13 protein-coding genes are annotated in these 12,565 nt (G+C 36.6%); 12 read left to right on the top strand and 1 reads right to left on the bottom strand.

Features of this window, described 5'->3' with window-relative positions:
• Positions 1 to 2: 2 nt before the first annotated feature.
• The 8 genes from BM143_RS00960 to BM143_RS00925 all read left to right on the top strand — a co-directional run bounded on the left by BM143_RS00960 (position 3) and on the right by BM143_RS00925 (position 7,314).
• Positions 3 to 551 carry a hypothetical protein gene (locus BM143_RS00960; RefSeq protein ID WP_090021983.1) on the top strand — a complete coding sequence of 183 codons (549 nt, stop codon included), beginning with the start codon at positions 3 to 5 and terminating at the stop codon, positions 549 to 551.
• Positions 552 to 911: 360 nt separating this feature from the next.
• A complete protein-coding gene (locus BM143_RS00955) occupies positions 912 to 1,994 on the top strand; it encodes a glycosyltransferase (RefSeq protein WP_090021979.1) in 1,083 nt (360 codons plus the stop codon).
• A 77-nt stretch (positions 1,995 to 2,071) separates the two neighbouring features.
• Entirely contained in the window at positions 2,072 to 2,416 is a 345-nt protein-coding gene (locus tag BM143_RS00950) for a hypothetical protein (RefSeq protein ID WP_090021976.1), read from the top strand.
• 38 nt (positions 2,417 to 2,454) lie between these two features.
• Positions 2,455 to 2,841 carry a cupin domain-containing protein gene (locus BM143_RS00945; RefSeq protein WP_228430651.1) on the top strand — a complete coding sequence of 129 codons (387 nt, stop codon included), beginning with the start codon at positions 2,455 to 2,457 and terminating at the stop codon, positions 2,839 to 2,841.
• Between the two features lie 131 nt (positions 2,842 to 2,972).
• The gene (gene lpdA / locus BM143_RS00940; protein WP_034725270.1) at positions 2,973 to 4,376 is read left to right on the top strand and encodes a dihydrolipoyl dehydrogenase; all 1,404 of its coding nucleotides are present in this window, start codon (positions 2,973 to 2,975) and stop codon (positions 4,374 to 4,376) included.
• Between the two features lie 110 nt (positions 4,377 to 4,486).
• Positions 4,487 to 5,341, top strand: coding sequence for a DUF4476 domain-containing protein (locus BM143_RS00935; RefSeq protein WP_090021974.1), 855 nt, complete (start codon positions 4,487 to 4,489; stop codon positions 5,339 to 5,341).
• Positions 5,342 to 5,483: 142 nt separating this feature from the next.
• Positions 5,484 to 6,395: a helix-turn-helix domain-containing protein gene (locus tag BM143_RS00930; protein WP_167375214.1), complete on the top strand. Its 912-nt coding sequence runs from the start codon at positions 5,484 to 5,486 to the stop codon at positions 6,393 to 6,395.
• Between the two features lie 76 nt (positions 6,396 to 6,471).
• Positions 6,472 to 7,314, top strand: coding sequence for an arylamine N-acetyltransferase family protein (locus BM143_RS00925; protein WP_090021969.1), 843 nt, complete (start codon positions 6,472 to 6,474; stop codon positions 7,312 to 7,314).
• A 43-nt stretch (positions 7,315 to 7,357) separates the two neighbouring features.
• Here the strand turns inward: BM143_RS00925 and BM143_RS00920 are convergent, their stop codons facing one another.
• Positions 7,358 to 7,813 (bottom strand): hypothetical protein, encoded by a 456-nt coding sequence (locus BM143_RS00920; protein ID WP_090023849.1) that lies wholly within the window; start codon positions 7,811 to 7,813, stop codon positions 7,358 to 7,360.
• A gap of 331 nt (positions 7,814 to 8,144) precedes the next feature.
• Here BM143_RS00920 and BM143_RS00915 point away from each other — a divergent pair, with 331 nt between their 5' ends.
• From BM143_RS00915 to BM143_RS00900, 4 genes are all read left to right on the top strand, one after another.
• Positions 8,145 to 8,969 carry a CvfB family protein gene (locus BM143_RS00915; protein WP_090021966.1) on the top strand — a complete coding sequence of 275 codons (825 nt, stop codon included), beginning with the start codon at positions 8,145 to 8,147 and terminating at the stop codon, positions 8,967 to 8,969.
• 476 nt (positions 8,970 to 9,445) lie between these two features.
• Positions 9,446 to 10,039, top strand: coding sequence for a TetR/AcrR family transcriptional regulator (locus tag BM143_RS00910; RefSeq protein ID WP_090021964.1), 594 nt, complete (start codon positions 9,446 to 9,448; stop codon positions 10,037 to 10,039).
• A gap of 96 nt (positions 10,040 to 10,135) precedes the next feature.
• On the top strand, positions 10,136 to 11,488 hold the full coding sequence (locus BM143_RS00905) for a TolC family protein (RefSeq protein ID WP_090021961.1): 1,353 nt from the start codon (positions 10,136 to 10,138) through the stop codon (positions 11,486 to 11,488).
• Between the two features lie 9 nt (positions 11,489 to 11,497).
• Positions 11,498 to 12,559, top strand: a complete 1,062-nt coding sequence (locus tag BM143_RS00900; protein WP_090021959.1) for an efflux RND transporter periplasmic adaptor subunit — start codon at positions 11,498 to 11,500, stop codon at positions 12,557 to 12,559.
• Positions 12,560 to 12,565: the final 6 nt, after the last annotated feature.

The raw sequence follows: 12,565 nt of genomic DNA, 5'->3' as shown, positions 1-12,565 counted from the left end.
GAATGAATTTACAGAATAACGAAATAATTTTAAAAGAAATTCTTCCAAAGAAGGGTTTCTTTTTTAATATGACAGAGAAGCTGAGAATTGTTTTCTCTTTTTTTTATTTAGGAATTTCCATGCTATTACTTATAAATATGACTTCTGTCTTTTTCTTTTTTGCCATATTTATGTTTGGAACGGGGTTATATTTAGCATTTTTCAGATGGATTCTAAGATATTCAGATTTAAAAAATAATTATTATCTCATTACCAATGAGCGAATTATTATTGCTGAGAAGTCAACTAAAGAAATTATAAAGGAAAAAAAATTGGAAGAAATAGATCAGATCAACATCGAAATGAATAATAAATTTTTTGGAAATATTATTTTTGGTGAACCTGAGACTATTTTCGGAAGAAATGATGAGCCTTTTTCTCTTTTTAAAAGAAGTGGGATGAACTTTGATGAAGACAAATATACCTTTTTAAGTGTTGACAATATCAGCGAGATTATTCCCATCTTCGAAAACTTAAAATTAAAGGTTAATAAAACTTTTTACTTACATTAACTGATGAAAAAGATCTGCGTGTTTTTTTTAAGCATTAAGATCAGTGAAGAGAAAAAGAATAGTTAAGAGAAAATCTAAAGATTTTTTAAGCTATACTTTTTTATCATAAAGTTTAAGAAATCAAAATTAAAAACTGCTGGGCTAAATCAGCCACAACGTGGCGATTTAGCCCAAGATAGGATGCAGTCCTATCAGATTCTCAAACCATTCAGCTCTATACTGCATACACTCATGATAAAAGTTTTTTTCAAAAAAACTTTTATATCGTTTAAGGTTCTAAAAAGAAATGCTATTTGTCTTTAGGCCGATCCGTCTATCATTATTTGAAACTTACCAAAACTTTTTACTAATTTTACATAGATGAAAAAGATTTCTGTCATATTTATTCTGCCGGATCTGGAAACCGGTGGTGCAGAAAGGATTGTTACCACCATTGCGAATCACCTGTCCAGAGATCGGTTTGAACCTAAAATCCTGCTGCTCCGCAAACAGGGCGGATATCTTAATTTTCTGAAAAAAGATGTTGAAATCATTGACATCAATACGGAGCGGATCAGACATTCTTTAAAGCCTATTCTTGGTGAAATTTACAGACGAAAACCGGACATAGTGTTTTCAGGTTTCGGTGAGGTGAATGCTTACCTGGCTTTATTTATCAGACTTTTTCCGAGAACGAAATTCATCGCAAGGGAAACCAATGTAGTTACGCAGCATGTGACCAGAAAAGAAATTAAATTCTTCTATAATTTTTACAATAACTACCAGAAGATCATCGCACAAAGTGATGATATGATGAATGATCTTGTCGATAATTTCAATATTAAGAAAAAGAAAATTGTCAAAATAAACAATCCTGTAGATTTTGATTTCATAAACGAAAAACTGGCCATTTCCACCAAGCCGGACTGTTTCAAATACAATTATAAAAACGTAGTAGCAATCGGAAATTTGTCTTCGAGAAAAGGCTTTGACAATCTTTTGAAAGTGTTTTCAAGACTTAAAAACGAAAATATCATGCTTCATATTCTGGGTGATGGTAAGGACAAAGATGTTTTGCTTCAGACAAAGGATTTTCTTGGATTAAAGAATGTCATTTTTCATGGCAGACAGGACAATCCTTACCAGTATCTGAAATACGCAGATCTTTTTATCCTTTCTTCAAGGTATGAAGGTTTCCCGAATGTGCTTCTGGAAGCAGGAGCGTGCGGAACCTATTCTCTGGCCAATAACTGTCCCGGAGGGATCAATGAGATCATTCAGCATCAGATCAATGGGGAAGTTTCCAATATCGAAGACTATGAAGATTTTTCTCTGAAAATAATGAAGGTTCTTCAGGGGAACTATAACCGTGATGCGATAAAAAACTCTATCCGATCAAGATTCTCAAAGAATATCATTCTCGATAAATATGAAAAGGTTCTGATGGATCTGATGAAGAAATAATGGGCAGATTTGCAATATGACTTCATATTTTTCTACATTTGGCCATCATTAATTATATTTAAAATCAATATTCATCAATGAATAAAATCCCCAAAATTGGATGTGCCTGTGAAAAACCGACTTCGGACTATACAGAATACAGAAGTTCTGAATTAGGTATAGATCATACGAACGGAAGATATGCAGAAGTAACGATTCAACAGTGTAAACTTTGTCAAAGAATATGGGTTCGCTATTTCGTTGAATTCGAGCATTTTTCTAAATCGGGAAGATGGTACAAAGGCATCGTTACGAAAAAAGACCGCTTACAGATGACCCCAGAAAATACAGTTGATTATTTAGAAAGCCTTGAATGGTATGTGTATGGGGGCTCGTTTTTTGAAAGTACAGGCACAATTGGACAGGGAAAGTTGAGTGTCTAGTATTTTATGCTGATTGAATAAAAATAAATATCAAATCAATGAAGCCATTTATAATTGTTATTTTGATGCTGAATGCTGTTGTAGCGATGGCTCAGCAAAAATCAATCTCCAGAAAAGAATTATTAAAAACTGCTCTTGATCAGAAAGTAAAATCCACAGAGATTCAGGAGATCACGATGGCTGCAGGGCAAGGTGCTCCGGAACATTTGCACCCCTGTCCCGTTTTAGGAATAATAAATTCCGGCGAAGCAGTTTTTCAGATAGAAGGACAGGAGAAAGTGATCCTTCGTGAAGGAGATGCTTTTTATGAACCTAAAAATGTGAAAATCCTTCATTTTGATAATGCATCAGCTGAAAAACCACTGGTCTTTACTGCCATTTATCTGAAGGCAGGAAGTGAGGAAAACATAAAATTCATAAAATAACATTTTTCATAAAACTAAAAGCATATAATTATCATTTTTAAAATTGATAAAACTCACTTTGGTGCTTGGTAATTTATATGTAAATTTGTGAGACTTAAGATAGATAATAATAAACAAATTCATAAAATAACATGAGTCAATTCGATGTTACTGTAATAGGTTCTGGTCCTGGTGGTTATGTAGCTGCTATCCGTGCAGCTCAGTTAGGTTTCAAAACAGCAATTATTGAAAAATATTCAACTTTAGGCGGAACTTGTCTTAACGTTGGATGTATCCCGTCAAAAGCACTTTTAGACAGTTCTGAACATTTCGAAAATGCAAAACACAATTTTGCAGGTCACGGAATCATTATCAATGAGCCACAGGCTGATATCGCAAGAATGGTTGCCCGTAAAAACGAGGTGGTAGATCAGACGACTAAAGGAATCCAGTTTTTGATGGACAAAAACAAAATCACTGTTTTTGAAGGATTGGGAAGCTTCGAATCTGCTACTCAGATCAAAATCACGAAAAACGATGGTTCTTCTGAAACCATTGAATCTAAATATACCATCATTGCAACAGGTTCTAAACCGTCTTCACTTCCTTTCATCAGTCTTGATAAAGAAAGAGTGATCACTTCTACAGAAGCGCTAAACCTTAAAGAAATTCCTAAACACCTGGTAGTAATCGGTGGAGGAGTAATCGGTCTTGAGCTAGGTTCTGTATATTTAAGATTAGGAGCTCAGGTAACTGTTGTTGAATTCATGGATAAAATCATCCCTGGAATGGACGGTGCATTGAGTAAAGAATTGACTAAAGTTCTTAAAAAGCAGGGAATGAAGTTCATGCTTTCTACCGCTGTATCTGCAGTGGAAAGAAATGGAGATACTGTAAAAGTTACCGCTAAAGATAAAAAAGGAGAAGAGGTAGTTGTAGAAGGAGATTACTGTTTAGTTTCTGTAGGAAGAAAACCTTATACAGACGGTCTTGGTCTTGAAAAAGCAGGGGTAGAACTTGATGAAAGAGGAAGAGTAAAAACAAACGACCATTTACAGACTAACGTTGCGAACATTTACGCAATTGGTGACGTGATCAAAGGAGCAATGCTTGCTCACAAAGCTAGTGAAGAAGGAACTTTGGTGGCTGAAATCATTGCTGGCCAAAAACCACATATCAACTATAACTTAATCCCGGGTGTTGTATACACTTGGCCTGAAGTTGCAGGAGTAGGTAAAACAGAAGAGCAGTTGAAAGAAGAAGGAGTGGCCATTAAAGTAGGTTCTTTCCCAATGAGAGCGTTAGGTAGAAGCCGTGCAAGTGGTGACGTTGATGGTTTGGTTAAAATTATCGCTGACGAGAAAACAGACGAGATTTTAGGAATGCACATCATCGGAGCAAGAGCAGCCGACCTTATCGCTGAAGGAGTTATTGCAATGGAATTCCGTGCAAGTGCTGAAGATGTGGCAAGAAGTTCTCATGCACACCCAACGTATGCTGAAGCTATTAAAGAAGCTGCATTGGATGCTACAGGTAAGAGACCTATCCATATCTAATTTTTAATTGAAAGATTTAAAAATTTAAATAATAAAACAAATTAAAGAGAAGTAGTATGCTTCTCTTTTTTTTGGCATAAAAATGGAAATCGACAAAGCAAATTTATTTTATGAAGAAATTTTTTATAGGTTTAGCGTTTTTTGCAGCAATATATTCGTTTGCTCAGGAAGCAGGAAAGGCAGGCGAGCTTTTAAAAAATGAAGCTTCCACAGCAGAAATGCAGGTTTCCGGAAATGCAAAGACAAAAGGGAAGGGTTTTGATCAGTCAAAATATAATCAGACAGGTAATTCAAACCATACATCAAAAAATCCAAACTATCAGTGGAATAAAAACTATGGTTACGCAGAAGTTTTTCTGAGAATCCCTGAGCAAGGCTTTTTCACGGTTGAAGTTGGTGACCAGATGATTTCAAACGGTTCCGGAAAATACCGTTTTTTTGACCTACAATCCGGTAAAATGCCTGTATCGATCTATGAAAATGGATTTTTGCTGTACAGAACAACTCTAATGCTGCGTAACAACAACAGAATGGTTCTGGATTTCTTCACCAATGAAGGTCTTTACTTACTGGATCTTTACCCTGTTAAAAGCCAGTCTTACGGTTTTAATGACTGGAATGATGTCTGGAATAATCCCTATGGAAATCATCCGGGAGACGGATATAATTCAGGAAATGTAATGGATAATAATACTTTCCGTCAGTTTTTTGATATGTTGCAGAAAAACGAAAAGTTCGATGATGGTAAACTGGCTCTGATCAATCAGCAGATGCGCAGCTCTATGTTCACTTCTGCACAAATCAGAGATCTGGTGAAATATATCAGTTTTGATAACAATAAACTGGCACTGGCTAAATCGATGTACAAAAGATGTGCAGATAAAAACAGGTATTTCTTAGTCTACGATGCATTTGATTTTGAAAACAGCAAGAGGGAACTCATGGAGTTTGTCGCAAAATCCTAAAATATAGAGAGAAGCAGTAATGTTTCTCTTTTTTGTTTAAAATTCAGATTAAGACTAAAGCAAATTATGATCCCCATTAACTTTTGTACCTTTACATAAGTCTAGAACAATCATATTTCATTTAATTGGTTACTGAATGATCATGGATAAAAAACAAATCGTACCGGAATATAAACCGGAGAATTTTTCAGCATTCATTGAAACTGATGAGAAGCACTGGAAGGATAAGACAATCAATGATTTTTTTATTTCAAAACTGTCCACAACAAAAGTGAAGCTCCGGACTCCTTTTCTCCCTCACCGGAAAACAGTGAATGATTTTGTATGGGTGACCAAAGGCAGACTGGAGCAGACTGTATACAACGAACACTATCATCTTTCTGCCGGATCCATTTTACTGCTGGCCCCGGAAAAAATAAGAACCATCGATCTGCTTTCTGAAGATATTGAAGGCTTTTACTGTCATTTTTCTGATGATTTTATTGCAAAAAATGATCAGATTAAATACCTTCTGGAAATTTTAAATTATCTGGATTCTCATAACCGCTATGTCATTCCTGTGGATTCGGCAGACACTTTATTGCCACTTCTCAACCGGATGGAACGTTTAAATAATAGCGAAAAAAACGAAAGAAATACACAGCTCATCAGCTTTTATCTGATGTGTTTTCTGGGTGAACTGAAGGAAATTATCAAAACCTTACCGGAGATTAAATGGACAGCTAATGAAAAATTGGTTCTGAAATTTAAAAAAGCAGTAACGAAAAATATTCATAAGATCCACAACGTTCATGAATATGCTTCAATGCTGAATGTCACCCCAAATCATCTGAATAAATGTGTGAAAGATTTCACCGGTTCTACGGCTTCAGAATTTATCAATAAGTTTCTCATGATTGAAGCCAAAGCGTTTTTATCGATCTTCGAAATGAGCATTAGTGAAGCGGCCTATGCAATAGGGATCAGTGATCCTTCGTACTTTGCGAGGTTTTTTAAAAAGCAATCCGGAATGACGCCCCGTGAATACCGGAAAATGATTGATTTGTCCTCATAATTGTCTCTTTTGACCTATTTTTGAACCCTGAACAATCCCGATATTTGAATAAGAATAAATTTAAAATATCAGCATTATGGAAAACCAGCAACTGGATCTGTACTTAAAGAGAATACAGGCAGAACAACCAGCAGAAAATATAGGGAAATTAGAGCTTTTGAAAAAACTTCATCAGCTGCATCCTAAAAATATTACTTTTGAAAATATAGAAACATTTACCGGAGAAACACCTTCATTACAATTGGATGCTGTCTTCAATAAATTGGTTACACGTCAGAGAGGAGGGTATTGCTATGAGCAGAATTCATTGTTCAAAGATGTTTTGGAAACTTTAGGGTTTACGATAAAAATGCATCTCGCGAGAGTGGTGTGGGGTAGTAAAGACGGAACCGGAACCGCACGCTCCCATATGATGCTTACCACGGATATAGACGGTGTGAAATACCTTGTTGATGTAGGATTCGGATCTATGACCCTTACTTCCCCGATTATACTGAAGTCAGATATCGAGCAGGAAACACCGAATGGTCTGTTTCGCTTGATAAAAACAGAAGATTTTTACACATTGGAAGTTTTAAAGGATGAATGGCTGCCTATTTATAAATTTTCGCTGGAAGAAGTGGAGCAATCAGATCTGGAAATGGCCAATTGGTATATTGCGACGGGTCCGGGTTCAATGTTTAACCAGTTTTTAATGATCATCAGAGTGGATGAAGAGGCCAGATATGCTCTTTTTAACGGTACATTGAATATCCGCTGGAACGACGGAAGAAAAGAAAGTTCAGAGATTACAGAGCTGGATCAGCTGGCTTTTACCCTCAAAACCTATTTTAATCTTCATCACCTTTCTGATGAATTATTAGAAAAAGTATATGGAAAACTGAAGGAAATCAAGACCCATTTCAGTGTAACGCAATAGAAATTGATCCCAAAATTGAAAGAGAAGTTGAAGCTTCTCTTTTTTATTGTATCAACCTCATACGTTCATAAAAATCTGAATTTTTTACCGGAGCAATATTGAACTGTACTCCAAAAGTCAATCCTTTGAAATATTTTTCTCTTTGGATCGGCAATGCATATCCTGTATTGAGATACATAAAATTAAAAAGCGAAATTCCCAATCTTGGTTCTATGGAATATGGATTTAAAGAAACACCAAATAAATAACCGCCGTGGTTGGAATAGTGAAAACTGGCTTCCGGTAAAAATTTGGCTTTGCTGTTTATGGGAGTGTACAATACCGAAGCCCCTGCTACAAATGATTTTTGGCTCGATTTATTGATTTTGTAAGATAAGCCGCCCTGAAATACATTTCTTCCTGCATAACGATAGGCCACATTAAAAACTGTTTTGTCCAATACCTGCGCATGAGCTGTGATGGTAAGCAGACAAAGAATCAGAAAAGAATAGAGTTTCATAGCCGTATTTTGTGGAATCAAATGTACAGGTTTTATCCTCAGTCTGACAACCTCAAAATTCTTTGATGTAAGGAAGCTTGAAGCTTGAAGAGGGAAGTTCTTGAAGTCCAAAAGCATAACTATTATGATTTTTCTTATTTTTTTTAGACTATCATTTCATCAAATTTTAAAAGAACCTCTAAAATGAATGGCCAATAGTAACTTCCAGCCTCCCTCTTCCGGCTTCCAAGCCCTCATAACCTTAATTTTCTTGACCTAAGTTCAGGTTAAGCAGTATATGTAGTTTTAAAATCTTCAATTTTCCGTACCTTTGTGGCTAATTTTATATTCAATGCAACTCGGAAAAACCCAGACTTTAAAAATTTCAGACAAAAACTATTCAGGATGGATCCTTAAGGACGAATCAGGCGAAAAAGCTTTCCTGCCTAAGGTTTTCACCAGCGATGAAAAAGAAATTGATGATGACGTTGAAGTTTTTGTCTATCAGGACGACGGTAAATTAAAAGCAACCACTGAAATTCCATTGGCGGAAGTAGGTGAGTATGCTGTAATGAGCTGTGTGCAGAGTCTTCCGAGCGGGGCATTTATGGATTGGGGAATCATTAAAGATCTTTTTATCCCTTACAAGCAGCAAAAATCCAAAATTATAGAAGGAAAAAGATACCTGGTTTATCTGTATGTAGATGAAGCGCTTGATCTGATCACCGGAACTACAAAATTCAAAAGAAATCCACAGTACCAGGATCTTCCTTTGCAAAAAGGAGAGAAAGTAGATCTGATCATGATGAATGAAAGTGAATTGGGCTGGAATGTGGTGATCAATAAGAAATATATCGGACTTATTTATGCATCTGATGTGTTCAAAAAACTGTATCCTTTATCAGAAGAAGGTGGTTATATCAAGGATATCCGTGAAGACGGTAAGATTGATGTATCTCTACAGCCGGAAGGTTTTGAAAACATAGATGAATTCAAACAAAAGATTCTGGATAAACTGGATGAGAATTACGGACTTCTTTATCTCTCAGACAAGTCTTCTCCGGAGGAAATCAAAGCTGAACTTCAGATGAGTAAAAAGAACTTTAAAAAGGCACTCGGCGGACTTTATAAAGATAAGATCGTCGATATTTCAGATGATAAAATCAAATTAGTATAACAATAAAAACGGGCAGAATTTTCTGCCCGTTTTTTTTTTTGCTTTTGGTCAGTATCTTAAAACTGTGCGGCTCTCAAATCTGCCTTGTAGTCTACCTCTCCGGTGGTTTTAGCGATTCCAAGACGAAATATTGAATAATCCTAGCCAAGGTTTCAAACCTTGGCTAGGATAAAAATCCCAATTAGTAATTTTCGCCTTCTTTTTTCAGCTTTCATTTCTACTATCTAATCTTCTTACCTAAACTCAGGCGCAAAGAATTTTCATCCCGAAACTCTCAAACCCAAAAACGCTCCCACTCAAACTTGTGCCCTGTACCCCTTTAACTTCCAGCTTCTACAGCTACTTTACCTGAATGTCCTCAAACTGAACATCAAAAAACATGATGTAAGTCATAACAATTTTGTTTAATTATTTTGTTTAACAATTTTGTCAAAAACAGAATTTGATTTACATTTGCACAAAATTGTTTAACAATAATGTCAAATCAAGCGAAAAAAGACCAAACACAGGAATTGATCAAGGAGACAGCGAAGAATTTATTCTTTGTGAAGGGGAAGTTTGATGCTACTACCCAGGAGATTGCCGATGAAGCCGGAGTGAACAGAACATTGATTAACTATTATTTCCGTTCAAGGGATAATCTGATTCAGATCATTTTTGACGAAGCACAGAGAGTGGAACAGGAAAAATCTAAGATTATTCAGGATGCAGATCTTCCTTTTAAAGTAAAGATCAGCAAGTTTATAGAAAGCAGTCTTTCTACCAGCCTTCAATATCCGTATCTGGAAACCTACATCGTTTCACAGATCAATAAGGGAAACTGTCATCAGAGAGAAATAGAAGAAGATGTACTGAATACGCTGTATAAAGACATCGAAAAAGAAATGGAATTGGGAAATATAGAAAAAATGGCGCCGGTTCAGTTTATTCTGAATATGGTTTCGCTGCTTGTATTCCCAAGTGCTGTAAGGCCTTTGTTTATGGAGAATCTGATGATCAGTGATAAAGAATATGACCAGATTATTTCCGAAAGAAAAGAGATCATTATCAACATGCTTTTTAAAAATTAAAAAAATGTTAAAGTATTTTGGGAAATGATACGTCCTTTAGAAACAAAAACCTTGACGAGAAAAATTACATTAAAAAAATAAACGAAGTATACAATTATGAAAAGAAAACGTATAACTGCTAATAAGCTAAAAATTGGGATAGCTGCAGCATTTATGATTTTCGGCTTTTCATCGGTATCTGCCCAGCAGCAGGTTTCTTTACAGGAAGCCATCAAGCAGGCACTGCAGAATAAAGCAGAAGCTAAAAAAGCAGCACTACAGATCAAAAAAGCTGAATATAAGATTGATGAGGCCAGAGCCGGTGCTTTACCGCAGATCACTGCCACTGCCGGATTAACCTACAATCCTGTTATTCAGGAGTCTTTGCTTGAATTTGGCGGAGAAAGAATCAGAGCACAACTGGGACAGCCTTGGAGCTCAACGGCTTCCGTACAGCTTCAGCAGGCTTTATTTGACCAGAGAGTTTTCACAGGTCTTAAAGCGGCGAAGTCTACCAGGGAATTCTATGTTCTGAATGCTCAGCTGACGAACGAACAGATCATTGAAAATGTGGCAACAGCCTATTATCAGGTGTTTGTACAGGTTGAAAATCTGAAAACGGTAGAAGCAAGTTACGCCAATACGGAAAGAGTAAGAAACGTAATTAAAAGTCTGGTAGATAATGGTCTTGCAAAAGCAATCGACTTAGACCGTACCAACGTACAGCTTACCAACATCGGTTCAAACAAGCAACAGCTGATCAATTCTGTTGAACTTTCAAAAAATTCTTTGAAATTTTATATGGGAGTTCCCATCGGGACAGACATCGAGCTTGAAGAAAAAACAATCGAGCCAAAACCTGAACTTATTGCAAGTACAGTAAATCTGGATGACCGTACAGAGATCAAAGTTTTAAATAAAAACAGAGAACTTCTTCAGTTTAACAAAAAAGCAACGGAAGCTTACCTTTATCCTACTGTTAGCCTTACAGCCAACTATGGATGGGCTGGTATGGGAAAAAAGTTTCCTTTAACCAACGGTCTTAACAACGGAGTTCTTTGGAGCGACTATTCAGCGATAGGCTTGAACATCAATGTTCCTATTTTCACCGGTGGTGCTACAAAAGCTAAAATTCAGCAGGCAGAAATAGATATTCAGGATCTTGATCAGGATATCCAAAATAAACAGTTGACTTTAGATTTGGATCATAAAAATGCCGTTACCAATATGGAAAATGCCATTATCAATATCCAGAGCATGAAAGATAACGTTGAACTTGCAGAAAGAGTACAGAAGAATACACAGTCCAATTACCAATACGGTTTGGCGACACTTACCGAAGTGCTGGATTCTGAAAACGCTTTAACACAGGCAAAACAGAACTATTCAAACGCATTACTGGACTACAAACAGGCTGAAATTAAACTCATAAAAGCTAAAGGGGAACTGAACACACTACAAAACTTATAATAAACTAAAATGAAAAAAACTTTAATATATATCATCGTAGCAGCGGTCTTAGTCGGTTTAGCGGCTTACAAGATTGCAGATAATAAAGAGAAGCAGACGAAAGAAGTAAAGGAAGTTGCTAAACAGGTTGACAAAATCAACGTGAATATAGTAACTGTTTCAAGAGAAAATATCAATACCGATTACTCAGCCAACGGAACTTTCATTCCAAAGCAGGAAATGAACCAGTCTTCTGAAATCGCAGGACGTATCGTAAGCGTTCTGGTAAAAGAAGGATCTAGAGTTTCTGCAGGGCAGACTTTGGCTGTGATCAAAAAAGACGCCATTGAGGTTGACGTTTCTCAGGCTCAGAATAATTTACAGAATGCAATTATTGACAATCAGCGTTACGAAAGCGCCTTCAAAACTGGAGGAGTTACGAAGCAGCAGGTTGATAATTCAAGACTGCAGTTGAAAAACGCACAGGCAGCTGTAAGAGCTCAGGGTGTAAGAGTGAATGACACCAGCATCCGTGCAGGAATCAGCGGTACGATCAACAAGAAAATGGTAGAACCGGGAACTGTTGTTTCTGTAGGAACTTCTATGTTTGAAATCGTTAACATCAATAGCCTTAAATTATCTGTACTGGTAGACGAAAGCCAGGTGGGAAGAATTGCATTAGGTCAGGAAGTTCCGATCAATGTGAATGTTTTACCTGAAGATTCATTCAGCGGTAGAATTACATTTATTGCTCCTAAAAGTGATGCTTCTTTAAATTTCCCGGTTGAAATTGAAGTTCAGAACAGAGGAAACTTAAAAGCAGGTATGTACGCAACGGCTTTATTTAAAACCAATCACGGTGCTGAAACTCAGAATATGCTGACCGTTCCGGCAGAAGCTTTTGTGAACGGAGTAAGTTCAGGACAATTATTTGTCGTAAGCAATGGAACGGCTAAACTGATCAAAGTACAAACCGGAAAAGTATACGGTGACAAAGTTCAGATCTTAAGCGGACTGAATGGCGGAGAACAGGTAATCACCAGCGGACAGATCAACCTTGATAACGGTTCGAAAATCAACATCGTAAAGTAAGATAAG

Source organism: Chryseobacterium oleae (assembly GCF_900115055.1).
Classification (GTDB): Bacteria; Bacteroidota; Bacteroidia; order Flavobacteriales; family Weeksellaceae; genus Chryseobacterium; species Chryseobacterium oleae.
The sequence above is the reverse complement of the archived record's forward strand: the minus strand, read 5'-3'. Positions and strand labels throughout refer to the sequence as shown.

Bases quoted from the DNA above. Each gene is read 5' to 3' on its own strand.
- BM143_RS00960 (WP_090021983.1), top strand. From the start codon at position 3: ATGAATTTACAGAATAACGAAATAATTTTAAAAGAAATTCTTCCAAAG.
- BM143_RS00955 (WP_090021979.1), top strand. From the start codon at position 912: ATGAAAAAGATTTCTGTCATATTTATTCTGCCGGATCTGGAAACCGGT.
- BM143_RS00950 (WP_090021976.1), top strand. From the start codon at position 2,072: ATGAATAAAATCCCCAAAATTGGATGTGCCTGTGAAAAACCGACTTCG.
- BM143_RS00945 (WP_228430651.1), top strand. From the start codon at position 2,455: ATGAAGCCATTTATAATTGTTATTTTGATGCTGAATGCTGTTGTAGCG.
- lpdA (WP_034725270.1), top strand. From the start codon at position 2,973: ATGAGTCAATTCGATGTTACTGTAATAGGTTCTGGTCCTGGTGGTTAT.
- BM143_RS00935 (WP_090021974.1), top strand. From the start codon at position 4,487: ATGAAGAAATTTTTTATAGGTTTAGCGTTTTTTGCAGCAATATATTCG.
- BM143_RS00930 (WP_167375214.1), top strand. From the start codon at position 5,484: ATGGATAAAAAACAAATCGTACCGGAATATAAACCGGAGAATTTTTCA.
- BM143_RS00925 (WP_090021969.1), top strand. From the start codon at position 6,472: ATGGAAAACCAGCAACTGGATCTGTACTTAAAGAGAATACAGGCAGAA.
- BM143_RS00920 (WP_090023849.1), bottom strand. From the start codon at position 7,813: ATGAAACTCTATTCTTTTCTGATTCTTTGTCTGCTTACCATCACAGCT.
- BM143_RS00915 (WP_090021966.1), top strand. From the start codon at position 8,145: ATGCAACTCGGAAAAACCCAGACTTTAAAAATTTCAGACAAAAACTAT.
- BM143_RS00910 (WP_090021964.1), top strand. From the start codon at position 9,446: ATGTCAAATCAAGCGAAAAAAGACCAAACACAGGAATTGATCAAGGAG.
- BM143_RS00905 (WP_090021961.1), top strand. From the start codon at position 10,136: ATGAAAAGAAAACGTATAACTGCTAATAAGCTAAAAATTGGGATAGCT.
- BM143_RS00900 (WP_090021959.1), top strand. From the start codon at position 11,498: ATGAAAAAAACTTTAATATATATCATCGTAGCAGCGGTCTTAGTCGGT.